General features: G+C 68.4%; 23 protein-coding genes and 3 pseudogenes. 17 read left to right on the forward strand and 9 right to left on the reverse strand.

Annotated features, from left to right (window positions below):
* Positions 1–39: 39 nt before the first annotated feature.
* Both OG611_RS27525 and OG611_RS27530 read left to right on the forward strand, forming a co-directional pair.
* Positions 40–702 (forward strand): TetR/AcrR family transcriptional regulator, encoded by a 663-nt coding sequence (locus OG611_RS27525; RefSeq protein WP_266425139.1) that lies wholly within the window; start codon positions 40–42, stop codon positions 700–702.
* A gap of 397 nt (positions 703–1,099) precedes the next feature.
* Positions 1,100–1,792 carry a transposase family protein gene (locus tag OG611_RS27530; RefSeq protein WP_266425142.1) on the forward strand — a complete coding sequence of 231 codons (693 nt, stop codon included), beginning with the start codon at positions 1,100–1,102 and terminating at the stop codon, positions 1,790–1,792.
* Between the two features lie 194 nt (positions 1,793–1,986).
* On the opposite strand, the pseudogene OG611_RS27535 reads toward OG611_RS27530, so the two are convergent.
* The 3 genes and pseudogenes from OG611_RS27535 to OG611_RS27545 all read right to left on the reverse strand — a co-directional run.
* Positions 1,987–2,184: pseudogene (locus OG611_RS27535) on the reverse strand (hypothetical protein); the annotation flags it as partial.
* Positions 2,185–2,803: 619 nt separating this feature from the next.
* Positions 2,804–3,451 carry a LysE family translocator gene (locus OG611_RS27540; protein WP_266425144.1) on the reverse strand — a complete coding sequence of 216 codons (648 nt, stop codon included), beginning with the start codon at positions 3,449–3,451 and terminating at the stop codon, positions 2,804–2,806.
* A 9-nt stretch (positions 3,452–3,460) separates the two neighbouring features.
* Complete coding sequence (locus tag OG611_RS27545; RefSeq protein ID WP_266425147.1) at positions 3,461–3,952, reverse strand: DinB family protein; 492 nt, start codon at positions 3,950–3,952, stop codon at positions 3,461–3,463.
* Positions 3,953–4,263: 311 nt separating this feature from the next.
* On the opposite strand from OG611_RS27545, the gene OG611_RS27550 reads away from it, so the two are divergent.
* The 6 genes from OG611_RS27550 (at position 4,264) to OG611_RS27575 (ending at position 11,305) form a co-directional block, all read left to right on the forward strand.
* Entirely contained in the window at positions 4,264–5,601 is a 1,338-nt protein-coding gene (locus tag OG611_RS27550) for a PLP-dependent aminotransferase family protein (protein WP_266425150.1), read from the forward strand.
* A 496-nt stretch (positions 5,602–6,097) separates the two neighbouring features.
* Entirely contained in the window at positions 6,098–7,021 is a 924-nt protein-coding gene (locus tag OG611_RS27555; protein ID WP_266425152.1) for an NADP-dependent oxidoreductase, read from the forward strand.
* 33 nt (positions 7,022–7,054) lie between these two features.
* Positions 7,055–7,993, forward strand: coding sequence for an AraC family transcriptional regulator (locus OG611_RS27560; protein ID WP_266425153.1), 939 nt, complete (start codon positions 7,055–7,057; stop codon positions 7,991–7,993).
* 705 nt (positions 7,994–8,698) lie between these two features.
* Positions 8,699–9,328, forward strand: coding sequence for a TetR/AcrR family transcriptional regulator (locus tag OG611_RS27565; protein ID WP_266425155.1), 630 nt, complete (start codon positions 8,699–8,701; stop codon positions 9,326–9,328).
* 88 nt (positions 9,329–9,416) lie between these two features.
* Positions 9,417–10,211 (forward strand): SDR family oxidoreductase, encoded by a 795-nt coding sequence (locus OG611_RS27570; RefSeq protein ID WP_266425158.1) that lies wholly within the window; start codon positions 9,417–9,419, stop codon positions 10,209–10,211.
* A 758-nt stretch (positions 10,212–10,969) separates the two neighbouring features.
* Positions 10,970–11,305: a hypothetical protein gene (locus tag OG611_RS27575; protein ID WP_266425161.1), complete on the forward strand. Its 336-nt coding sequence runs from the start codon at positions 10,970–10,972 to the stop codon at positions 11,303–11,305.
* Between the two features lie 23 nt (positions 11,306–11,328).
* On the opposite strand, the pseudogene OG611_RS27580 reads toward OG611_RS27575, so the two are convergent.
* A pseudogene (locus OG611_RS27580) lies at positions 11,329–11,757 on the reverse strand (transposase); the annotation flags it as partial.
* A 463-nt stretch (positions 11,758–12,220) separates the two neighbouring features.
* Between OG611_RS27580 and OG611_RS27585 the strand changes: the two are divergent.
* The 3 genes from OG611_RS27585 to OG611_RS27595 all read left to right on the forward strand — a co-directional run bounded on the left by OG611_RS27585 (position 12,221) and on the right by OG611_RS27595 (position 14,161).
* Positions 12,221–13,069 (forward strand): IS5 family transposase, encoded by an 849-nt coding sequence (locus tag OG611_RS27585; RefSeq protein WP_266425104.1) that lies wholly within the window; start codon positions 12,221–12,223, stop codon positions 13,067–13,069.
* Between the two features lie 556 nt (positions 13,070–13,625).
* Positions 13,626–13,778 carry a hypothetical protein gene (locus OG611_RS27590; RefSeq protein WP_266425166.1) on the forward strand — a complete coding sequence of 51 codons (153 nt, stop codon included), beginning with the start codon at positions 13,626–13,628 and terminating at the stop codon, positions 13,776–13,778.
* Complete coding sequence (locus OG611_RS27595; RefSeq protein WP_266425169.1) at positions 13,775–14,161, forward strand: DUF6415 family natural product biosynthesis protein; 387 nt, start codon at positions 13,775–13,777, stop codon at positions 14,159–14,161. Before OG611_RS27590 ends, OG611_RS27595 begins: the two co-directional genes overlap by 4 nt.
* Before the next feature lie 142 nt (positions 14,162–14,303).
* Here OG611_RS27595 and OG611_RS27600 read toward each other — a convergent pair whose 3' ends face one another.
* Complete coding sequence (locus OG611_RS27600; RefSeq protein ID WP_266425172.1) at positions 14,304–14,894, reverse strand: hypothetical protein; 591 nt, start codon at positions 14,892–14,894, stop codon at positions 14,304–14,306.
* A gap of 26 nt (positions 14,895–14,920) precedes the next feature.
* Between OG611_RS27600 and OG611_RS27605 the strand changes: the two genes are divergently transcribed.
* Positions 14,921–15,661 (forward strand): trans-aconitate 2-methyltransferase, encoded by a 741-nt coding sequence (locus OG611_RS27605; RefSeq protein ID WP_266425174.1) that lies wholly within the window; start codon positions 14,921–14,923, stop codon positions 15,659–15,661.
* Between the two features lie 308 nt (positions 15,662–15,969).
* Here OG611_RS27605 and OG611_RS27610 read toward each other — a convergent pair.
* Positions 15,970–16,565: pseudogene (locus tag OG611_RS27610) on the reverse strand (IS5 family transposase); the annotation flags it as partial.
* A 77-nt stretch (positions 16,566–16,642) separates the two neighbouring features.
* Here OG611_RS27610 and OG611_RS27615 point away from each other — a divergent pair.
* Both OG611_RS27615 and OG611_RS40940 read left to right on the forward strand, forming a co-directional pair.
* On the forward strand, positions 16,643–17,122 hold the full coding sequence (locus tag OG611_RS27615) for a hypothetical protein (protein WP_266426333.1): 480 nt from the start codon (positions 16,643–16,645) through the stop codon (positions 17,120–17,122).
* Positions 17,123–17,253: 131 nt separating this feature from the next.
* Positions 17,254–17,472, forward strand: coding sequence for a DUF4333 domain-containing protein (locus OG611_RS40940; protein WP_353962572.1), 219 nt, complete (start codon positions 17,254–17,256; stop codon positions 17,470–17,472).
* 4 nt (positions 17,473–17,476) lie between these two features.
* Here the strand turns inward: OG611_RS40940 and OG611_RS27620 are convergent, their stop codons facing one another.
* Positions 17,477–18,895: a transcriptional regulator gene (locus OG611_RS27620; protein WP_266425176.1), complete on the reverse strand. Its 1,419-nt coding sequence runs from the start codon at positions 18,893–18,895 to the stop codon at positions 17,477–17,479.
* A gap of 286 nt (positions 18,896–19,181) precedes the next feature.
* On the opposite strand from OG611_RS27620, the gene OG611_RS27625 reads away from it, so the two are divergent.
* Positions 19,182–19,454: a hypothetical protein gene (locus OG611_RS27625; protein WP_266425179.1), complete on the forward strand. Its 273-nt coding sequence runs from the start codon at positions 19,182–19,184 to the stop codon at positions 19,452–19,454.
* On the opposite strand, the gene OG611_RS27630 is transcribed toward OG611_RS27625, so the two are convergent.
* Positions 19,412–20,341: an RNaseH domain-containing protein gene (locus OG611_RS27630; RefSeq protein ID WP_266425182.1), complete on the reverse strand. Its 930-nt coding sequence runs from the start codon at positions 20,339–20,341 to the stop codon at positions 19,412–19,414. The genes OG611_RS27625 and OG611_RS27630 overlap by 43 nt on opposite strands.
* Positions 20,342–20,376: 35 nt before the next feature.
* Here OG611_RS27630 and OG611_RS27635 point away from each other — a divergent pair, with 35 nt between their 5' ends.
* Complete coding sequence (locus tag OG611_RS27635) at positions 20,377–20,847, forward strand: hypothetical protein (protein WP_266425184.1); 471 nt, start codon at positions 20,377–20,379, stop codon at positions 20,845–20,847.
* Between the two features lie 542 nt (positions 20,848–21,389).
* On the opposite strand, the gene OG611_RS27640 is transcribed toward OG611_RS27635, so the two are convergent.
* A complete protein-coding gene (locus OG611_RS27640) occupies positions 21,390–21,779 on the reverse strand; it encodes a hypothetical protein (protein ID WP_266425188.1) in 390 nt (129 codons plus the stop codon).
* Positions 21,780–21,852: 73 nt separating this feature from the next.
* Here OG611_RS27640 and OG611_RS27645 point away from each other — a divergent pair, with 73 nt between their 5' ends.
* Positions 21,853–22,221 (forward strand): hypothetical protein, encoded by a 369-nt coding sequence (locus tag OG611_RS27645; protein WP_266425189.1) that lies wholly within the window; start codon positions 21,853–21,855, stop codon positions 22,219–22,221.
* The last annotated feature ends 238 nt before the right edge of the window (positions 22,222–22,459 follow it).

Below are 22,459 nucleotides of genomic sequence, written 5' to 3' on the forward strand. Positions count from 1 at the left end.
TGCGTGCTGGTCTATTTAATTACCAGTATCATGCTGACCATGGCAAGCGCGATCAGGAACAGTGCCCCTGCGAGGCAAGTCGGCCGCCCGCCGGGACCCACCGCCCATGGAGCCGCCTCCCGCGACCGCATCCTGGAGGCAGCCGCGGGAGTGTTCGCGCGACTCGGCTACGACCGTGCCCGGATGGCGGACGTCGTCATGGAGAGTGGACTCACCAAGGGCTCGGTCTACTTCCACTTCGAGAGCAAGGAAGCGCTCGCGATCGCGGTTCTGTCCGCCAAGCACGCACAGTGGCTCGACCTCGTCCGCACGAGACTGGCCGCGACACCGGAAGGGGTCGATCGGCTCGAAGCACTGCTCCCGACGATGCTCGACCTGCACCGCGACGACCCGGACGCCTGGGTCATCGCCCGGTTGATCCAGGACCTGGCGGACGTTCCCGAAACCCGCCCGCTGGCAGCCCAGCTGACCCGGACCTGGATCGACGACGTCGCCGACCTCATCCGCGGCGCCCAGCGCGCGGCGGACGCAACGGTCGGGATCGACCCGACCCTGCTCGCCACCGTTCTCGTCGGCGCCTTCGACGGTCTGAAAAACACCGTCGACATCCTGAACGCCGGTGCCGACGAGGCGAACGCACAGCTCGCCGCCGGCGGCGAGGTGTTGCTGACGATGCTGCAGTCCGTCCTGGGGCGGGCGTAGCCCACTCTCCCATCGCAACCGATGATCCCGCCGCCGCGCGAGCGTCCGCCAACCGTAGTTCCAGAACGCCTACTACCGCCTGACCCGACGCCAGTCGGTGTTCGTGCCAGGCGGCGCTCACAGGCAGGCGTCACCAAGATGACAGTAAGGTTTCCTCAACGAAATGATCTAGCCGCCGCTGGGGCGTGGGGCGGCTCTGGACAGGCGTGAAGCCCTTGGTAGAACGGGCCTGCGAAGGTCACGTCCATTGAACCAGAGGCTTCACATTAGTCACCTACGCTGCCATGCTCGATGCCCCTCGTCATGACGTTGAGCTCGTCGCCCGCTTGCTGGCCGGTCACCGGCGCCAGACCGCCGCACCGAAGGGTTCCGGGCGCCGGGTCCGTTCCGTCAGGCAGTGCTGATACTGGGCTGGTTCCGCGACCGGGCGTGCGTGCACTGCCTGGCCAGGGAAACGGGCATCTCGCAGGCCACCGGCTATCGCTACCTGCACGAAGGCATCGACGTCCTCGCCGGTCAGGCCCCGAACCTGCACAACGTGCTGGACCGCTGCCGCCGAGAGGGCATGACGCATGTGGTCCTGGACGGCACGCTGATCGAGTCCGACCGCGTCGCTGGCACCCACTTGAACGCCGAGGGCAAGGAGGTGGACACCTGGTACTCCGCGAAGCACAAGGCGTTCGGCGCGAACGTGCAGTTCCTGCCTGCCCCGGACGGCACTCCGTTAGGGGTGTCGGATGCCGAGCCGGGCTCGGTGCCGGACATCACCGCTGCCCGCGCTCACTGCCTGTCGGCCCTGTACAAGGCGGCCGCCGACGGACTTCCCATCTTGGCGGACGCGGGTTACCAGGGTGCTGGCATTGGCACACCCGTTCAAGAAGCTCCGCGACGGCTCCTACCTGCGGCTTCATCCCGACAACCGCACCTACAACATGCTCCTGCGCGGAGTGCGGGCCCTCGGCGAACGGGCCGCAGCCGAGTTCAACGAACGCTGGCGCACCCTCAAGCACATCACCCTCAGCCCCGGCCGTCGGCGCCATCGCCAAAGCCGCCCTCGTCCTCAACAACGTCTGGCGATGACTTTCATTGAGAAAACCTCAGTACGAGGGCTATTGGGGCGGCGTCAAAGTCATCAAGGCCGACACGTCCTCCCCGAGCGACTCGGTCCACGCCCACCGCGGCCGGCAGCGGGCGTTCGCCCTGCGATTGGGGACTGCTGCACGGTGTGGTGACATCTGATCTGGCTTGCCCGTGGGCGGCCTGGAAGGATGTTGCTGTGCCTGCGGTGATCTCGCCCTCAAGAGCGGACTCCAGCAGTCGCTTGATCAGCTGCTGCAACAGTCCGCCCTCACCGGTCAGCTGCAGCCCCTCGGCCTGGGCCCGGCCCACCGGCTCCTCGATCAACTGCTGGTCCACGGACGTGGACCGCTGTGGCTCGGCCGACTCGACGGTCTCGGGCTCACTCGTGTTGTTGCTGGTCATCGGTGCATCTTCCTTGATCAGGAGTTACACCGTTCTTTTCTTTTGCGGACCTCGCCGCTGTCCGCCGACGCGGTTGGGCACGGGAGAGCGTGGCAGGTGCGCCGCCCGTCGCTGCGCAGTGAGATGCGGCTACGGAGTTGTACTCGGAGACGATTTCGGCAGAGTAAGGGCAGTGGCCCAGTCGGCGAACTCGCCGTCGAATTTCCCGTCTTCGAAGCGGTTGGCGATGGTGACGCGCAGGTCGCCGAGTTTCGTGCCGAAGCACTCGATGCGGTAATCGGGGGCGAGCGCGAGCAGGTCGTAGTGAGCTCGCCGTCTTCGCCGAGGTGGCGTGGCCCATGCGGGCCCGCGACCTGTGCGAGAGCCTCGATCTCGGCTTCGCACCGAAGAAAGCATGCGCTCGAAACTCAAAAGCATCCTGGCCGAGATCGAACCCGGCCTGTTCGCCCAGGCCGGCCGTAACGTGACCCGAGTTGCCTGACCCCACAACCTCACCCAAGCCACATCACGAACCGGACATCAAACCGCGAAACACCCCTCTCAGGAACACGTGGAATTCCTGTCCCTGGGGCAGTAGAGCCCAGGTCGGCCACCGGACCGCCTCCCATGTGCCGTGCCGTCAGCCGGACTTGGCCGGACCTGAGGTGTCGAGGGCCAGCGATATGGCGAGCGCGCCGAGCGCCGTGCCCATCGCGTAGCGCTGCGCCTTGAGCCAGGAGGGGCGGCGCGAGAGGAAGACGGCGATGGTTCCGGCGGCCAGGACGATGGTGAGGTTGACCGTGACGCTGACCACGATCTGGATCGAGCCGAGCGCGATGCCCTGAAGGAGGACGTGGCTTTTCTCCAGGTCGATGAACTGCGGGATGAGCGAGAGGTACATGACGGCGATCTTCGGGTTGAGCAGGTTCGTCATCAGTCCCATCATGAAGAGCTTGCGCGGCGAGTCGTGCGGGACGTCCTGCGGGGTGAAGACGGAGACGCCGCCCGGCTTCAGCGCGTTCCAGGCGAGGTAGGCGAGGTATGCCGCGCCGGCCAGCTTCACTGCGAAGTACAGCTCGGGCACGGCGATGAAGACGACCGACAGGCCGAGGTTTGCGGCCAGTAGATACACCATGAAGCCCAGGGCCACACCGCCGAGCGAGATGATCCCGGCGCGCCTGCCCTGGGTGATGCTGCGTGAGACGAGATAGACCATGTTCGGGCCCGGGGTGAGCACCATCCCGAGGGCCACCACCATCACGCCGAGGACCCCGCTCAGTTCAACCATGAGAACCCCTCATTCGCTGTTATGTCTCGCCGCCGTCTCCGGACGCGCCCTGCCGGAGCGGTCACCGCGCTGTACCTCGGCGAGGTCGTGAACGATGTCGTGGAGGAGATGGCGGGTGAAGAAATCGACGGTGAGTCGCGAGTCGGCCAGGCCCGTGCCGTCGCGGTCCCAGTCGTCGGCGGTGAGCGTGGCCAGGCGGCGGGCCAGGGCCTCGGCGGCCCACCCCAGTTCCTCCGCCACTTGTCGCGGTTCCTCGTCGCGGTAGCGCCGGACGACGTCCGGGAGTTCTGCGGCCGGCCCGACATCCGGCGCGGTGCGGTGGCCCGGTGCAATCGGTGTGGTTCCGAAAATTGCATCGAGCCTCTTGTGGAACAGGAGGCACATGTCACGGACGTGGCAGCCGTGTTCCAGCGGTGACCAGTGAGGCACGCCCGCGCGCCGGCCGTCGAGTCCCGGATCCGTCAGGACCCGCTGCCACTCCTCCGCGTACTTCCGCAGCAACCCGGCGACCGTACCGTGCCTTACCAGGCAGGAGGTGAATCCACACCGGTCACAGTCGGGCAGCACCAGGGTCCGGCCGAGCGGAGACCGAGACCATGCGGTCGTGTTCACTGCTGGCAGGACTCCTTTCCGGCGGTCACGCGCCCTCTCGTGGCGCATCCAACAAGGGTTCCCCCAGCCCGGTGCACGGGCCAGGTTCGAAGCAATGCCGCGAGCATATTGCCTGCAAATTTTCGATGCAATATGCATTATTGCGCTCGGTGCAATTGTGTGGTTGGATGGCGGCGGCACGAGGACGAGAGGAGAGCGTCGTGAAGGACTATCAGAGCGTCGCCGACACGGTGGCCCAGGAGATCAGGGCCGGCATCCTCCGGCCGGGCGACCGGCTTCCCCCGCAGCGCAAGTTCGCCCAGCAGCACGGCATCGCCAACTCCACCGCCACCCGCGTCTACCAGGAACTCGCCCGACGTGGCCTCACTCTGGGCGAAGTGGGCCGCGGCACCTTCGTCCGCGCGGTCCCCCGTGCATCCGCGCCCGCGCTCACCGAACCCGCAGGCAGCCGGATCGACCTGGAGCTCAACTATCCGGTGGTGTCCGAGCAGGCCGCGCTTCTGGCCAACGGGCTCGGCGCGCTGATGCGTCCCGATGTCCTCGGGTACGCGCTGCGGCCCATCGGCGCGGCCGGCGTTCCGGCCGTCCGCGAGTCCGCCGCCGATCTGCTCGCGCGTGGCGGCTGGCGCCCCGACCCGGCGCAGGTGCTCTTCGCGGGGAACGGGAGGCAGGCCATCTCGGCCGTCGTCACCGCCCTGGTACCACCGGGCGCTCGGCTCGGCGTCGAGGAACTGACCTACCCCGTGATCAAGGCCATCGCCACGCGGCTCGGCATCACCCTCGTGCCCCTGGCCATGGATGCAGCAGGGCTGATCCCGGAGGCCGTCGAGGAAGCCCACCGCAGCGGCCCGCTGCACGCCGTCTACGTACAGCCGACTCTGCACAACCCGCTGTCGGTTACGATGCCCCGGGAACGGGTGGAGCATCTGTCCGATGTCCTGTTGCGGTCCGGGATCCCCGCGATCGAGGACGCCATCTGGGCCTTCCTCCACGACGAAGTGCCGCCGCTCGCCTCTCTGGCCCCCGAGCAGACCGTCCTCGTCGACAGCCTGTCCAAGCGCATCGCCCCTGGCCTGACCCTCGGATTCGTGGTGGCGCCCGGCTTCCTGGTGGGCGAGATCGCCACGTCTCTGCGCTCGGGGGGCTGGACCCCCATGCGCTTCGCACTGGAGGCGGCCTACCACTGGCAGCAGGACGGCACCGTGAAGGCCCTCGTACAGGCCAAGCAGCGGGAAGCCGCCGTACGACAGGAGATCGCGGCCCGGCACCTCGGCGGCTTCGCTGTACGGAGCGACCCGCGCTCGTACCACTGCTGGTGGCAACTGCCCCGCCCGTGGCGCGCGGACACCTTCGTCGCCGCCGCCGCCCGGCACGGCATCGGAGTGGTGCCGGCCGCCGCGTTCACCGTCGGCAATAACCACGCCCCCAACGCGATCCGGCTGGGGCTTGCCTCCCCGCAGACCGACGTTCTCTCCCAGGCGCTGGCCACACTGGCCGAACTCGCTCGGTCCGCCCCGGACGACCTCGTCACCGACTGACGCCTGCCCGCGCGCCAGCGACCGTCCGGCGAAGACCGAGGCGGAGCCCACGGCCACAGACACGGGACCGGCATCGAGATCGTCGAGCGGAACCCGCAGGACAAGAGCTTTATCGCGACTCCGAGGAGGCCGGGCGGCCCTCGTAGTCGCGGAAACTCAATCTGCTGGGATGAAACCGTCCTGTACGTGTGGTTCTGCGGGCGCTGGTACCCGACGCTGAGGTTCCCGGCCTCACAGCTGCCCCAGAGTTCCGGCTGTGCGGACTGGCAAGGCCGACGCGCCGCTCGGCCCTGCCTGCGGATGCCACGGCCTGATCATCTACCTCATGATCGTCAAGAGTGTCATCAACGTCTGAGGCATTTATGGCCGAGAGTACGCACCGACAAGACGCTGGGACATGTAGCCGAGACGGAAGGCTATTCTCCGGCTCATTCGATCTTCCTAGGGTTGAGGACATCAAGCCGGACATCAACCGGTCGAACCAGGGAGAGTTACCGTGCGCGCAGTGTTCCAGAAGTCTTTCGGCGGCCCCGAGGTCCTCGAGGTCGCGGAGACCGAGCGGCCGAAGCCACTGCCCGGCGAGGTTCTTGTCAAGGTCCACGCCAGTGCGGTCAACCCTGTGGACGTGTTCGTCAGGTCCGGCGCCTTCCCACTGCTCGGTGAGCCGCCGTTCGGCGTGGGCTGGGACATTTCCGGGGTGGTCGAAGAGGCAGGCCCCGGCGCCAGGTTCGAGGTGGGTGACGAGGTATATGGGATGCCGTTCTTCCCCCGCGCCGCCACCGGGTACGCCGAGTACGTCGCCGCACCGTCCCGCCAGGTGGCTCGCAAGCCCGCCTCTCTCGACCATGTGCACGCCGCCGCCATCCCCCTCGCGGCGCTCACGGCCTGGCAGGGCCTGGTACAGGCGGCAGTCGTCAAGGCGGGCGACCGGGTACTGATCCACCGGGCAGCCGGTGGTGTCGGCCACTTCGCGGTGCAGATCGCGAAGGCACACGGCGCCCTTGTGATCGCCATGGCCAGTCCGGCCCGGCACGATTTCGTCCGCGGCCTCGGCGCCAACGAGGTCATCGACTACCAGACCACCGACTTCACCGAGGCCGTCAAGGACGCCGACGTGGTTTTCGACTCCACGGCCCAGGGCGATCTCTCGCTCGGTGTGCTGCGCCCCGGCGGCGTACTCATCAGCATCGTGGAACACGCCGACCCGGAGCTCGCCGTACGCGTCGAGGCGGCCGGGCGGCGCTTCGCCGGCATCTCGGTCGAGCCGGACTACGCCGCGCTCGAAGCGATCGCCGACCTGGTCGACGCGGGCCTGATCCGCCCGCACGTCGAGGAGACGTTCCCGCTGGAAGAGGCCGGTAAGGCACATGAGCTGGTCGCCTCGGGACACGTACGGGGCAAGATTGTCCTGACGGTCTGACCGCGACGGGCCGAACCAGGGAGAGCAAGGCGGATGGATATCCTCACCGAGGCGCTGGCCTCGATGCGCACCGGGCACCCGGCATCCGTACGGACCAACGGCCGCGCCCCCTGGGGCGTGCGACTGCCGCCAGTCGCAGGCGCCGGGTTCCATGTGGTGCTGTACGGGACCTGCTGGCTGGTCCCCCTCAATGACACACCACCGCATCTGAAGCCGATCCCGTTGAGCCCCGGTGATGTGATCTTCCTGCGCAGCGGGCGGGGCCATATCCTCGCCGATCATCCCTCCACCCCGACCGTGGAGGCCACGGCGGAGCAGATCCAACGGGGTTCACCGATCGGCTCGCTCACGCTCGGTGGCAAGGGCCCCGAGACCAGCCTCCTGTGCGGCGACTACCACCTGGACCAAAGCCGCCCGCACCCCCTGGTGCGCCACCTGCCCGAGGTGATCCATCTGCCGACGCGGCACGGCCGCCATCCGGAGTTGAGCGCCGCCGTCCAACTCCTCGGCTCCGAGCTGGAAAACCCACGCATCGGCTCGGACGGCATCGTGCCCAGCCTGATCGACTCGCTGCTCCTCTACATCCTGCGGGCCTGGCTGGACGATCAGCCCCCGACCGCCGCCCAGGGGTGGGCTGCAGCCCTGGGCGACTCGGCGGTGGCGCCTGCCCTGTCGGCCATTCACGACGACCCGTCGGTCCAGTGGACGGTCGAATCGCTGGCCGAGCGGGCAGGGCTGTCCCGCGCCGCCTTCGCCCGACGGTTCGCCTCGCTGGTGGGCGAACCGCCGATGGCCTATCTGACCCGCTGGCGCATGACGACCGCCGCCCGTCTGCTGCGCGAGTCCAATGCCTCACTGACGACGGTCGCCGCCCGCACCGGATACGGCTCGGAGTTCTCCTTCGCCAGAGCATTCAAGCGGGAGTACGGCCTGGCCCCGGGCGGCTACCGGCGCCAGACCAGGGCTGCCTAGTGTCCTGCGCTAGTAGTTGAGCGTTGGTTGTCGTGGGACTTCTGCTACCAGACGGGTTGTTCCACTGATCGTGCGACCGCAGGGTCTGCGCACTGTTCCGCCGGAGTCGGCCCTGGTGGACTGCACCACCAGCCGCCGCGCACCGACCTGGCGCGCCGGATCTTGACCAGAGGGGGCAGTTTCCCCCGACGCGTAGGCCTGGGATCCGCACCTGCTCCGGCACTCAGGCCGCTACGAGCAGGATGTTGAAGGCGGCCTTGTCCTCGATCCGCGCGGGGGTTGCCGTCGATCGCCGGTGGCGCGGGCAGCAGTTCGGCAGCCTCGCTGGCCACAACACTGATCCAGCTGTGCCGCTTTTCGGCCCCTCGGACACGGTCCTGGACGGCCAGGACCGCGTGGGGACCGGCGTGTTCCCACCGGGATAGCAGCCGATCGCTCGCGCCGGCCGCGTCAAGGTGCGCAGCCGGAGCTCGGCATACAGGGAGCGCATGGACGAGCGAACCGCTCGGCTGAGACCAGCGGGCGGCCCGCCAGGGCCTCGTCGAGGGCGGTCCGGGTCGCCTCCACGATTCCCGGATCGGGCACCGACATCCGGCCGATCAAGCCACGCACTCCAGTTCGCCGCTCGCCTCGGCCGGGGTCCTCCGGGCAATGCGGTTCTTGATCAATTTGAAAAACCGACTCGAAGGTATTTAGTATCGGGACATGGGAAGGCCAGTGGACCAACTGACACCGAAGGGCGCTGCGACGCGCCGGGAGATTCTGCGCGCCGCCGCCCGTGTCTTCGATGCCAAGGGGTACGCCCTGGCCCGGATGGACGACGTGGTGAGCGAGACCGGTCTCACCAAGGGCGCCGTGTACTTCCACTTCAAGAGCAAGGCCGCCCTGGCCCATGCGGTCGTCGACGACCAGAAGCAAGGGATGCTTGCGCATGTGCGCAGGCAGCTCGAGGGGCTCGGAGGGCCGGCCGCGCAGGTACGGGGACTCGTCCCCGTCCTCGTGGACCTCGTCATCGCCGAACCCGCGGGATGGTCCGTCGTACGGCTCGACCGCGAGCTCACCACCGAGTCACCGCACGAGTCACCGCAGGAACACGCCCAAGTGTCCGTACTCGCGGAGTGGGTCGGCCTGGTCGAAGAACTCCTCCTCGCCGGCGCCCGCGCGGGCGACCTGCACTTCTCGGCCGACGCCCACGCACTGGCGACCGTATTCGTGGGCGCGTTCGACGGACTGAAGGGCGTCCTCGAGGCCACGGGGCGCGCCAATCCCGAAGAGCTGCGCCGCGCAGCGGGCGTTCTCGCCGAAGTCATTGAGGCGACCATCGAAGCTCACTGAACGCGGGCAGGCCGGACGCCGCGCACGTCGGCCACCTCGGCCTTTTCATCACCAAGAAAAAAACCTTCAAGTAGGTATGGAGACAGATATGAACTACTCGGACACCCTCACCTCCCAGCTGGCCGTCGTCACCGGCGCTTCGTCAGGAATCGGCGCCGAGTTCGCCCGCCAGCTGGCCGCCCGCGGTGTGGACCTGGTCCTCGTCGCCCGTTCGAAAGACAAGCTGGAGGAACTCGCCTCGACCCTGCGGACCAAGCACGGCGTGACCGTCAGATCCATCGCCCTCGACCTCTCCCGGCCCGACTCCTCCGAGACCCTCGCGCGCATGCTCGACGAGCAGGGCACCGTCGTGGACATCCTCATCAACAACGCCGGCTTCGCTTCCCACGGCGACCTCGCCGAGGCCGACCCCGGCCACATGGCCTCCCAGGTGCAGCTCAACGTCGGCACGCTCGTCGGCAACACCACCCGGCTCCTGCCCGGCATGATCGAGCGCGGGCGCGGCACCGTCATCAACGTCGCCAGCACGGCCGGATTCCAGGCGGTGCCGCACATGGCGGTGTACTCCGCGACGAAGGCATTCGTCCTGTCCTTCACGCGTTCCCTCTGGGGCGAGACCCGCGGCACCGGTGTGACCGTCCTCGGGATCTGCCCAGGCGCCACCGACACCCCGTTCTTCGACGTGGCCGGTGACAACGCGTCGGTCGGCGCCCGGCGCACACCGCAGCAGGTCGTCACCACAGCACTCACGGCACTCGGCGGACGCAAGGCGACCGTCGTCGACGGCGCCGGCAATGCCCTGGTGTCACGCGTCGTCAGCCGCCTGGTACCCGAGCGCCCCCTGATCCGCATCGCCGAACGGAGCGTACGCCCGAGCGCGTGAAAGGCCCGCCGGCGAGCCGTGAACGCACCCCACCTCGTCGCGCTCGTCCGCGCCGAGCCCGCTTCGAACGCAGCCACCTCATCGCACGCCTCGGAACGAACTCAACCCCACTACAGATGTGGACATCTACTCGGCCCTCTTGTTCCAAGGCGTGCATCAGTGTGCGTATAGATGCGTCGGTAGTGGCCGAGCGCGGTCTCGCGGATCTTCTCGTCGCTCCAGAAGGCGAAGCGGCCGGGTGACAGGCGATCGGGGGCGACGGGGAGGTTGACGGTTTGCAGGAGCATGTTCGCGAGTTGTCGGCCGACGCCGCTGGCATGGGTGACCCAGGAAGCTTCCGCGAACCACAGGCCGGGTACCCCCGCAGCGGGGCCGACCAGGGGGAGTTCATCAGGGGTCAGGGCGAACGCACCGTTGAGCCTCCGTCCCTGGGGTACCTGTCGGAAGGCCGTTCCGGCCCCGCGGTAGCAGCAGCCCCGCGAGGTACTCGCGGAACCCGCGGCGCCAGTGTGGAGAGCAGGTCATCGAAGCGTGCCGCATAGGCTTCCAGCGGCCCCGGAGCGGGCGGACACGGCAGACGACGGGTCATCACAGCCCCCAGGCGGCGAGGCGACGTTCCTCTACTACCGGCCTACTACGACCCTGACCCCCCGTCAACAAACCACCGCTAGCTAGGTCCTCACCCTCGCGGTCCCCCGTCACCGGCCGCCTGCGACGGCGAGGAGACGCGTCGCATGCGTGTTGGTAACCTGCCGGTCATGACCGAGAGTTCGGGTACCGGTGTCGAGGCGTTGCTCAGCGAGGAGATCGTCGCTCTCGCCGCCAGTACGTTCGTGGTCGCCTTCACGGGCGTCGGACTGGGACGTGAGCAGGCCCGGAACCGGGTGGACAAGGAGCTGTACCGCCGGTTCGGCAAGCCTCGCGGAAGCGACGCCCACTTTGCTTACCGCGCGGTCGTCCTGCAGATCGTCCTGGTCTGGGAGCGGGCGGGGATCGCGGCACGGTCTTCTGTGGGCCGCCTGGTCCTGCTCCCGGACGGCGCCCGTCTACTCGACGCCACCGACGCAGCCCGCGAACTGCGTGCCCTGCTCTGAGAGCCTGTCGGGTGGCCGGTTGATTACGCCGCGATGAGGTCCTCGACAGTCTTGGTTCGGGCCGTTTTGCGGTGGAACTCGTGGCTCCACCGCGATGGCTGCCCGGCGAGCCGGACGAGCATCAGGCGGATCATCGCCACCTTGATCATGGCCTCGGAGGTCGCGGTCAGCTGTTCGTAGTCGCGGGCCAGCCGACGGTTTCGGACTAGCCAGCCGAAACTTCGCTCCACTACCCGGCGGGGCAGGACCTTGAAGCCCGTGACGTCGTCGGTCCGCTTCACGATCTCGACGACGATGTTCAACGCGTCGCGGGCCCATGAAAGCAGCGTGGAATCAACGGAGTTGGCGTATCCTCTGCCGGCCCACACCAGGCTGACCGTGCGGAAGCCGGCGGCGAGCCGGGCCAGGACGGTGCGGCCTCCGGCCCGGTCCTGCACGGACGCGGAGGTGACGGCAAACGACCAGCAGCAGGCCCCTCGTGTCGACGATCACGTGTCTCCCCCTTCCCGGGGCGGGCCCACGGACGGCCACGCCGAGCCACCGAGGGGCCCCGCCCCAACACAGCTAGCGGTGGTTTGTTAGACCGGGGAGTAGCGATCGAGTGGGTGGCCTGCGCCGACGGCGTTGATCAGGGCTTGAAGTTCGGGTGGCGGGGGTGCGTTGTTCCAGGCTCGCCAGCAGCGTTGGAGGGTGGTCCAGGGGGCGAGCCAGGCCCGGACGGCGCGAATCGCCTGCGGCCAGTTGGCCGGTTGGGGCTGGTGGGGTCTGCTGGGGCCCCCTCTCAGCCGGCCCCACCGCTGTGAGAGGGTGTTCGGTAGGGGGATCCCCCTATCTGTCCGGTCCGCGGTGTGGCGAGATGGACTTGTTTCCATGATCTCGTAGCGCGACGTCGGGGTCATCGGTTTTGATCATCTTGTGACTGAGCGACGTGCCTACCCCTCGGATCTCAAGGATGATCAGTGGGAGTTGATCGAGCCCCTTTTGCTGGAGTGGCGGGCCGCGCGGGCCGAAGGGCGGGAGCCCACCACCGATCTGCGCGAGGTGGTCAACGCGATCCTCTACGTTGCCCGGACGGGGGTGGCCTGGCGCTACCTGCCCCATGACTTCCCGCCGCACACCACGGTCTACGGCTACTTCAGGGCGTGGGAAGCGGACGGCACCGCCGAGGAGGTCCACGACACCCTGCGTGACCAGTTACGCAGGAAGAAGGGGCGCCGGATACTGCCGACCGCCGCGGTGATCGATGCCCAGACGGTGAAGGCGTCACCGAATGCGCCGGAGAGCACGCAAGGGTACGACGGTGGCAAACGGATCAAGGGCCGCAAGCGGCATATCGCCACCGACACACTCGGGTTGCTGCTGGTTCTCATCGTCACGGCCGCCGGCGTGCAGGACACCAACGGCGGCAAACTCGTTGCCGACGCCCTGGCCGCGAAGTTGCCCACGGTGACGAAGGCGTGGGTGGACGCTGGGTACAAGTCCAAGATGATCACGCACGCGGCCGCCCTGGGCATCGAGGTGGAAGTCGTGGCGCGTGATGCGGAACAGAAAGGCTTTGTGGTCCAGAAGGTCCGCTGGCGTGTAGAGCAGACTTTCGGGATCATGAGCCGCTACCGGCGTCTGCACCGTGACTACGAGGCGCTGCCGGAGCGGTCCCGGTCGATGATCCACTGGGCCATGGTCAATTCCATGGCCAGCAGGTTGACCGCGAGCCCGAGCCAAATCGGGCAATACCTCCGCCCGAAACCGCCCGCGGCAGCCTGAAAAGGTACCGAACACCCTCTGAGAGTCGGCGGGGCCGTGGGGACGACGGCGGGCTCCCGGTCGGGAGGTTGAGCGAACCAGGTGTCCCAGCAGAACGAGAATGCGCAGTTCACCAGGGTCTGGTGGCGGCGGATGGCGGTATCGGAACGGACCTGGAAGTCGGCCCAGCCCAGTTCGTCCTTGATCTGCTTGTAGCTCTGCTCGATCCAGTGTCGGATGCCGTAGATCCGGACGACTACATGCCGGTCGGCGGCCGGTTCGGGACTGTCGGCCTCGCGGGGTCCGCCGGGGCGGGGCAGGTCGGTGGCCAGGTACCAGGTGGTTTGCGGGGGAAGGGTGGCCGGGTCGGTGGTGGCCACGACGAGACGGACGTTTCCGTCGGGTCCCCACCAGCCAAGGGTCGCGTCGGCGGCCCACCAGGTCTCGGTGTGTCCGTCGCGGAAGGTGCGCTCGACGGAGGTCCAGTCACCCGGGTGCTCAGGGTCCGTCCAGGTCAAGGCGTGGGCGGCATGGACGGGGGTGTGCCGACAGCCCGCCCCTGGGGGAGACAGGAACCGTGCCCGACACCCACCACACCCAGCAAGTCCTCACCACTGCACGAGGCACGGCGCAGCGCCTTTGCTGCGGCTACGCGCGCTTCCTCGCGGTCCAGGCCCCGGACGCCAGCACCGGCGACCACGACCAGAACGACGCGGCGGGCCACCGATGAGCGACACCCACACCGTGCTCCACGACCCCCAGGGCCTGATCGAGGCCGAACTTCCCCTGGACCGCGCCCCGCACGAGGCACTCGTCACCGCCGTCCTCGCATGGACCAACCCGGACCTCGAACCACGCGACTACGAGCAGATCGCCCTCCAACTCACCGGACACGCCCGCGCAGTAGCCGCTGACGTACGCCGCCACGCCGCTGCCCTGCCCAAGAGCGACGGTCGCGGAGCCCTCGCCGAAGTCGTCCTCCACGAAGCCGACCGACGCCTGACCGCACCACTGGAACGCACCTCCCGCTGCGCCCAGAACCGCGCCCGCCTCGTACGTGCCCTCTACACGAGGCTGGACCGCCTCAGGGAACCCGCCCCGCCCGCCCCATAGCCCGCAGAGGAGGAGTGGAGGCCCACCTGTTCTCCACGGTGATCCTGTCGCGGATCGCGGCCGGCCCCTGGAGGCGCCTCGCCCCGCTCACCGACCTCGAAGCCGAGCATGCACCCGGTCCGCCCCCACATCGTCCAGACGTTCACTCGGTGCCGGTGTAGTCCAGGAAGTCGGCGACGACGGGGATTCCGCGGCGGCGTACGAGTTTCTTGCGGAGGTCCTCGAGTATGTGGGTGCCGCGCGCGGAGGTGACGCCTCCCATCCGGTCGACGGCGTCGTGCGCGGTGGCCACGGCGGCGTCGACGTCGCCCAGGCTGAGGTGGGCTTCGGCGAGCCGGGCCAGGTAGATGGAGTGGCCGCGAGGGAAAGCAGCGGCGTTGTACGCCTCCTGGCTGGTGTGGGCGTCGGACGCTTCCAGGAAGTGGGCGAGGGCCCGTTTGGGATTGCCGAGATTGAGGGCGGAGCTGCCGAGGAGCTGGTGGGTCTCGCCGAGGTTGTACCAGTAGACGCAAGGGAGGTCGTCCTCGATGGGACCGGCGTTCTCGTAGGTGTCCAGGGCGGCGTTGGCGGACCGGTCGGCGGCTCGTGTGTCGCCGGCGTGCGTGTGGGCCCGGCAGGCGCGGGCGTGGAGCATGGAGGTCAGGCGGGCTGAGCCGGTCCTCGGTGCTTGGGACAGGGCGGCCTCGATGAGGTCGACCGCTCCGCGGGGGTTGCCGGAAATCGGTTGCTCCAAGGCAACACGCGACAGACACTGTCGCGGTGTTTTCAGATGCTGACGCTGCCGCTCTATACGACCTGCTAAACCCGTGGGATCCGGACCAGCGGCCCGAAGATTCCTTCTACTTCCCACTGGTGATGGGCGCTGAGTCAGTCCTGGACGTCGGCTGCGGCACCGGATCCATGCTGCACCTGGCACGTGAACGCGGCCACGTTGGCCGACTGGTTGGCCTCGACCCGGACCATGCCGCGCTGGAGCGGGCCCGGCGTCGAGCCGACATCGAGTGGACCGACGGCACCGCGGCGGAGGCCGAGCGCGGTGCCAACTTCGAGCTGGTGACGATGATGGGTCACGCCTTCCAGAACCTGATCACCGATCAGGATGTGCGCGCCTCGCTCGCCGGGATCCATGGCGCGCTGCGCCCGGGTGGGCGTTTCGTGTTCGAGACGCGTCATCCGCAGGCGCGAGCCTGGGAGGGATGGACATCCTCGAACCCGGACGACGTGGCCGAGGTGATCGACGAGTCCGGCCGAGCGCTTCGGTACTGGCACGGCGTCGACTCCATCGCGGGCGACGTGGTCAGCATCAGCGGCACGTTGGCCGAGTTGGATGGCACGGTGCTCCGGGGTTTCACCGAAGACCTGCGGTTCCTCGACGTCGCCACGCTCAACGGGTTCTTGGCCGAGGCGGGCTTCGAGGTCGAGGCGCAGTACGGTGATTGGGACATGGCGCCGATCGGCAGCTCCAGCCGCGAGATCATCACGATCGCCCGCCGCGGATAGCCGAAGACCTGTCGGGCCTCGTCAGCGCCTTTTCTGAGCCCCTCCTGCCATGTTGCCCCGGTTGCGTTTCTCCGTTCGCCCAGCTCGGGGTTCGAATGGAGGGGTTTGGGTGCCAAGGTCAGCTGGTCGGCGGCAACGGATGGCCTCGTTGTCGTCGGTTGCGCCGGTGAAGTCGTCGTGGCAGTGCGACAATTGTGCAGGCTTGAGGCCCGGTGGCCTCTTGGTGGCACTGCTGACCGTCAGTGCCGAGAGGATCAGTCGCGGTGGGCTTCGCGTGAGGCCGGCTGTCCGCTCCTGCGGGAGCTTCGGCGGGTGATGCGCCTGGTCATCAAGGTGATTGCGGCCCAGGTGATGAGCGATTCCGAGTGCTGGATGAGCCGTTCGTAGTCGCGTGCGTGTCTGCGGGCGTGCATGACCCAGGCGTGCGAGCGTTCGACGACCCAGCGCCGGGGCAGGACGACGAACCCGGGGACGTTCTTTGGGCGGCTGACGGTCTTGATCGTCAGTTTCACGTAGGTCTTCGCCCAGGTCACGAGCTGTCTGGCATAGGCGGAGTCGGCCCAGACGATGGTGATCTCAGGGTGCATGAGCCGCAGCCGGAACAGCACTTCTTTGGCCGCGTTGCGGTCGGTCATGTCGGCCGGGGTGACCATGACAAAAAGCGGCAGGCCCTTGGTGTCCACAACCAGGTGCCGTTTGCGGCCGTTGTTTTTTTGCCGGCGTCGTAGCCGCGGGAGTCCTTGCCCACGGTGTCGGCGGCCTTGACCGACTGGGAGTCGATTACGGTGGCCACCGCGCCGGGCGCCCGGCCCATCTCGCGGCGGATGCGCTTGCGGAGCTGGTCACGGATCTGTCCGACGATGCCGGCGGCGGCCCAGCGGGCCATGAACCCGTAGCACGTGCGCCTATTAGTTACGTGGAATCACGCGCCGCAGGATGCAGCTCGTATCCTGCGGCGTCCCCACGTACTGAGGAGTTCCGTTGGGCAGCGCGGTGGTGCTGGAGGAGAAGTGGCCGGTCCTGGGCCGGCATGAGCGGGCGGTCGAGTGGCTGCGAGTGTGGACGGATCTGGGGCGGGCTCCTCGGACGATCGACGCGTACGCGAGGGGACTGGCTGAGTACCTGCTGGTCTGCGAGCGGGACGGGATCGACCCTGTTGCCGCCAAGCGTTTGCACGTGGCGGCGTTCGTGAAGGAGCTGAGCTCGCGGCCGAGCCGACGAGGAGGCAACGTCGTCGCTCTGGACTCTGGGGCTGGTCTGGCGAATGCGACGCTGCAGCAGCGGCTGGTGCCGGTTCGGCTGTTCTACGACTACCTCATCGAAGAAGGCTTGCGGGAGTCGAACCCGGTCGGCCGCGGTCGCTACGCGCTGACGACCTTGATCGGGATGGTGACCAGGCCAAAGGAAATGGCTCCGGTCCACAAGGGCCGCGGTGGCATACGTACCTCCAGAACCCCCTGATCACACTGCGCCGGGAAACGGTCGGAGCACCGGGGAGAGCAGGAGCCGGGGCGCGACCGACCGCCAATACGATCCTTGCCTGAGGCGGACGTGATCGCATACGGAGCGGCCGACTGCCTGGCCCCCCGACCATCGACGATGTCAGCTGCCCCGCTTCCATCCCCGTCGAGGCGGGCCGGGAGTTCGAGTGCAAGGTCGACGGCGTGGGCGACGGCAGCAGAAGCGGCCATGCCTGGGTCAAGGTGAAGATCAGGGACGATCAGGGCGGCCTGTCACTGGGCTGTGGAACGGCAGAGCGAGCGGGACCGCAGCCGTGGCATCGGGGCCGTCCCGGCCCCTGCAGGGGTTGATCGGCTATCCGAGGGCGTGTGTGATGCGTTCTCGGAGGTCGATGGCCGGTGCGCTGTTGGCGTAGGGGAGGGCTTCGTCGTGCAGTTCGGTGAGTCGGTCGCCGACTCTGTGTGAGCTGATGGTGCCGAACAGGTCCAGGGCGTGGATCGTTTCCTGGCGGGCGCCTTCGGGTTCGCCGGCTGCCAGGTGTGTCCGGGCCAGTGCGAGGTGATCGAAGGCTTTGCTCCGTACCCGGTGTGCCGGGCGGGCTTCGAGGGCCTGCTGGATGAGGCGGATTCCTTTTTCCGCGTGGCGGGCCCGGTTGGTGCCTTCGCTGTTGCGTGCCGCGATCTGGTGGGCGACGCCGATGGTGGCGGACAGCTCAGCGGTGTCGAAGAACATCATGTGGGCCGGTTCGTTGCCGGGCACGATGCCGGTGAAGGCGTCCTCGGCCCGGCCGGCAGCCGTCTTGCTGTCGGTGAGGTTGCCCAGGATGGCCTGGAAGCGGGCTTCGAGGCTGGCCAGCATGGAGGAGGTGGCCGGTGACAGGCGGCGGCGCGCACCGTACTGGGCCAGGTCGACCAGGGCGAGGGCGTCTTCGTACCGTTCGAGGTGGGACATCTGGCGTGCCATGCCCTGGAGGATGTGGGCGCCCAGTGCCTTGTCGCCGGCTTCGGCGGCGGCGTACAGCGAGGTGATGAAGAGCTTCTGGGCGCTGGTGTGATGGCTGGCGTCGAAGCTCATCCATCCGGCCACCGAGCCGAGATCGGCGACGGCCGCGAGGAGGTCGCGGCCGGTTCGTTCGGTGTAGGTGCAGGTGTGCAGGAGGGAGGCGGCTTCGTTGAGCTGTGCGACGACGGCCTTGCGGGAGAGGGTCCCTCCGTGGCGGTTGTCCAGGTCGCGGTACATCGCGGTGACAGCACGGATGCCTTCGACCTCGGCCGCGCCGACCTGCCCGCCGGTCCGGCCGGCAGGCACGGTCAGCGAGGACGGCCCGGTGGTGGCCCACTGCTGGAGCGGGGCCAGGAGGGTGCTTCCCTTCTGGACGCGCGAGGCGCTGTCGCTGTTGCGTGTGTGCGTACGCATCACTTCGCTCCGGGTGAGGTGGAGAAGAGCCTGAACGGACGTGCCGGGCAGCCAGGACAAACCCGTCCCCTGCACTGTGGGTAAGAGGTCGGGGAAGCCGAGGTCGGCCGGGGACAGAGAGATGCCGGCCCGCTCGCTGATCGCTTCGACGATGAGCTGGGGGACGGGGTGCCTGGGGGTCTCGCCGGCACGCCACCGTCGCACGCTCGACTCGTCGGGACTGATGCCGCGGTGTCCCTGGGCCCTGGCCCGTTTGGTGACGGCTCGGGCGAGTGCCGCGTTCGACATGCCCGTCTGGGCCTGCCACTGGGCCAGTTGCTCGTTGGGCTCTCGCTGATCGAGCCGGGGCCGGCCCATAGGTGCCTCCGCGCATTCGATGTCCGAACCTCTCAGAGTAGGTGCGCGGGACGCAGGGCGGAACGGGACGGGGCTCTCCACCGGGATCCGCCGGGCCGTGCACCGGACCTCCGCCGCTCCTTGCGCCGCGGCACGCCGGGAACAGCGCCGGTCACTGCCGACATGTGCCGGTTTTCACCGGGTCCCGGATCCCCTGTTCGCGCTGCTGTCCTGAGGGCAGTTCCCTCCCCGGTGTCCTGCGCCGGGGGAATCCGTGCAGCATCCGTCGTTCACGGGAGGTCGTTCCATGTCCCAGATCATCGAGCTCATAGCTGCGGATCCGGTCCGGGTGGTGCTGCCGAGGACGCTCTCGGTCGCGCTGGCCGCGGCCTGCACGATGCAGATGGAGGGCCACCGGTGGAGTGCGCAGAACGTGACTGCCGCCCGCACCGTGCTCACCGGTGGCGGTGCGCAGATGCTGCTGTCGGCGCTGGCCGGGCGGCTGGACCGCAGTGATCCGGGCATCTTCACTCCTCCTCAGTCGTCGTTCTCGCTGTCACTGTCGATGGTTCGCCGGTAGTCGGGGTGGTTCTTGTCCATCTGGATGGCTGCGTGGATGGGGAGGGGGTGTTGGGTGCGGCCCATCCAGGCCAGGGCGTGGGTGCACAGGCGTGCAGCGGTGACTGCGTAGGGGAGGGAGTCCTCGTCGGCTGGGTGGGTGATGACGGCGATTTCGGTGGAGGTGAGGCAGTGCCAGTTCTCTGCTTGGTCTGCGCCGTGGGCGGCGGTCCAGCGGCTGTTCTTGCGGCCGAGTTTGGCGGAGGGGGTTCCTCCGGTGGCTTGGAGTGGCAGCCGGCTCATGAAGTAGGTGGTGCTGGCGTCGTCGAGCTGGAAGAGGGCGTTGCTGGTGCGGGGGCCGGCGGCTTCGTTGCCGAGGCCGTCCAGGGTGTGGAATACGGCGGGTACCGGGATGCTCGGGTTCGTGCTCGAGGTGGTGCGGATGATCGCCTTGGGCCGGTGGCCGGGGTCCAGGGTTGCTCCGGGGAGAGCCGGCCGGCCGTTGATCTGTCCGGTCTCGTCCGCCGGCAGGTCGGCGTTCTTGTTGGACATCAGGGGCCACACGGAGCGAGTGGAGTCGCCCGAGACATACAGCACGTACTCGGTGGTGCCGATCCACTCACGCAGTTGGTAGAGGGCGTGGTCGATGCGGCGCGGCAGGCCGGATTCGCTGCGGCTGCCCTCGGGGATGGGGTTGCGGCGGGAGATGACCTGGGCGAAGGCGTAGTCGAACCAGCCTCCTGCTCCGTGGGGGCCGGGTGGTACGTAGGCGAGAGTCTTCCACTGGCCTGCGACGGGCACGAACGCGGTGAGGATCCACATGAGCGCGGGCCGGTCGGTGCGCTTTTTGTAGTAGGCGCCGCGCTGCTCGCGCAGGTGCAGTCCCACGTGGGCCAGGGGGTGCTGCAAGCCGCCGCGGTGGGTGATGGCGCGGTCAGGCGGGGGTGGACCAGGCCTGCGGCGCGCAGCATGTCGCCGACGGCGTTGTGCCCGGCGTGATCGTTCTTCAGTTCCTGGCCGAGAGCGTCGAGGGGGGAGGCGGGCTGTTCTGCCTCGGCGGCGGGCGAAGGCCGCTTCTTCTTGGGCTTGGTGAGGAACTGGGCCAGAACGTTGTGCTGGGCGAGGAGTCGGCTGACCTTGGGCTTGGCGTCGAGCGGGTATGGGTCGACGGCGCCTTCGACGCCGTGCTCGGCGTCGCGGCGCTGCTTGCTCCACTTTTTGGCGTCGAACTCGGTCTCCACGAGGGCGAGGACACCGGTGTCGTCCGCCTGCAGACCCGGCAGTGCCGCGACGAGCGCGGGCCGCTGGGTGTGGTCGCCGTGTGCGAGCAGGTCCGGGCTTCGGGTGACCCTCGTGAAGTGGGGTCAGGTCCTCTTGGAGGCAGCACCTTATTAGAAACCTTTAGGAAACCTTGAATGCCCAGCTCAAGGGGCTGAGGAGCATTCGGCTGCGGGCCCGTTGGGCAGGTCATGCGGTTGTCGCGGCGGTCGGATGGGACGGTCAGGTCAGGCGAGACAGCATGGGGTGCAACGACCTCCTGGTCCCCGGGCAGCAGCACCCGGATGGGCATTGGCACCAGCTCGGGGGCGGAGGACATCGTCATGTCTCCCACCGTACGCACCATCACCACCCCGGCCCCGCTTGCCTGCGCGAGGCAGTTCCCGGAGCTCCAGGAGGCCGGAGCGACGGAGAAGGACCCGCGTCCGATCGTCGTTGAGGCCCTCATCGCGCCGTGTTTCACGGAATGGGAACCCGTTCCGCTGGCCTGCGTGCGGATTTCATACACGTCCAGTCCACAGATTTCTGATTCCGAAGCAGCTGAATTCCGGGCCTGCTATAAACCGTATGCAGCGGGTTGTCGAACAAGCGCTCTGGCGGCGGCCGTTCTCGAATCCGTTCCACGAATACGAGGCCGAAGATGACCAGGATGTGGCCGCCCGGCAGCGGCACCCGCCGATCAGTCGCCCCGCGCGTCGCCGTGCCCCGCGAGCCGGTTGACCTCGCCCGCATCGGCCGCCGCTTCGTACGGCGCCGGGCGAAGGGCATGGACGCCGACGCCGTCGTGGCGGCCCTTGAGGACGCCCGGTTCGACGCACGGCAGGCTTCCCGGCACGAGGAACTGGCCGGCGACGTCCGCGGCCCGGCGGAGCTCGCGGAGTGGGAGCGCCTGGCCCAACTGCTCGCCGACGCCGTCCCGGGCACCGTCTACGACCCGGACACCGACGACGTCGTCCAGGCCGAGCTCGCCGCCGACGCCGCGGCCGCCGCCGAACGCGAAACCAAGCTGCGCGAAGCCGCCCGGACCACTGTCCGCGCCGATACTCCAGGCGCTGCGCGAGCGGGGCACGCTGGAGCAGACCGAGCCCCACGAAGGCGACGAAACCGCCCGCGACGAACTCACCCGGCGAGCCGGAGGATACGTGCAGCGCGACATCGACGCCTGGCTCGCGCACGCCCTGGCCGCGCACCTCGGGCACTACCGCGACCGAGCCGCCCGCGAGAAGGCCGCCCGCCTTCTGTCGCCGCCGCTGCTCGCCCACGCCGGGCTGCTCACCGAACTCATCCACCTCGCCCCGGGCGCCGGCGTCGACCAGCTGGCGTTCGCGGCCCGGCTCGCCACCACCGAGCCCGACGCCACCGACGCCCTCGCCGTGTTCCTCGCCCACGCCCGTGCCGACGCGAGTCGACCACACCCTGCGCCACCTCCCAGGTGCTTCCCAGATCCCTGGGAGGCACCTGGGAGACCAGGCCAGAAATGCCCGGATCATCTGGGATGTCTGGGAGGTTGACAGGCCGGTTCCCCAGGCAGGCCCGTTCCTGGAAGGCGAGCTGGGAGCCTGGGAGGCGCAAGGGGCCGCGCGCTCCCGCACGGTGCCACGCTGACGGAGCGTGAGCGTGACACGAGTGTCACGCTCCCTCGAATTGCGCCCGTTGTGTCCGCTTCTCGAGGTCCGGAGTCTGCTGAAACCCCCTGTCCTCTGTCATCGGATCTTGCTCGTTTGCCATCGGAGCGTGGGGCGGGGCAGT

Origin of the sequence: Streptomyces sp. NBC_01363, from assembly GCF_026340595.1 — a bacterium.
Taxonomy (GTDB): domain Bacteria; phylum Actinomycetota; class Actinomycetes; order Streptomycetales; family Streptomycetaceae; genus Streptomyces.

Bases quoted from the DNA above. Each gene is read 5' to 3' on its own strand.
- OG611_RS27525 (WP_266425139.1), top strand. From the start codon at position 40: ATGGCAAGCGCGATCAGGAACAGTGCCCCTGCGAGGCAAGTCGGCCGC.
- OG611_RS27540 (WP_266425144.1), bottom strand. From the start codon at position 3,451: ATGGTTGAACTGAGCGGGGTCCTCGGCGTGATGGTGGTGGCCCTCGGG.
- OG611_RS27560 (WP_266425153.1), top strand. From the start codon at position 7,055: ATGGATATCCTCACCGAGGCGCTGGCCTCGATGCGCACCGGGCACCCG.
- OG611_RS27565 (WP_266425155.1), top strand. From the start codon at position 8,699: ATGGGAAGGCCAGTGGACCAACTGACACCGAAGGGCGCTGCGACGCGC.
- OG611_RS27570 (WP_266425158.1), top strand. From the start codon at position 9,417: ATGAACTACTCGGACACCCTCACCTCCCAGCTGGCCGTCGTCACCGGC.
- OG611_RS27575 (WP_266425161.1), top strand. From the start codon at position 10,970: ATGACCGAGAGTTCGGGTACCGGTGTCGAGGCGTTGCTCAGCGAGGAG.
- OG611_RS27595 (WP_266425169.1), top strand. From the start codon at position 13,775: ATGAGCGACACCCACACCGTGCTCCACGACCCCCAGGGCCTGATCGAG.
- OG611_RS27620 (WP_266425176.1), bottom strand. From the start codon at position 18,895: ATGGGCCGGCCCCGGCTCGATCAGCGAGAGCCCAACGAGCAACTGGCC.
- OG611_RS27625 (WP_266425179.1), top strand. From the start codon at position 19,182: ATGTCCCAGATCATCGAGCTCATAGCTGCGGATCCGGTCCGGGTGGTG.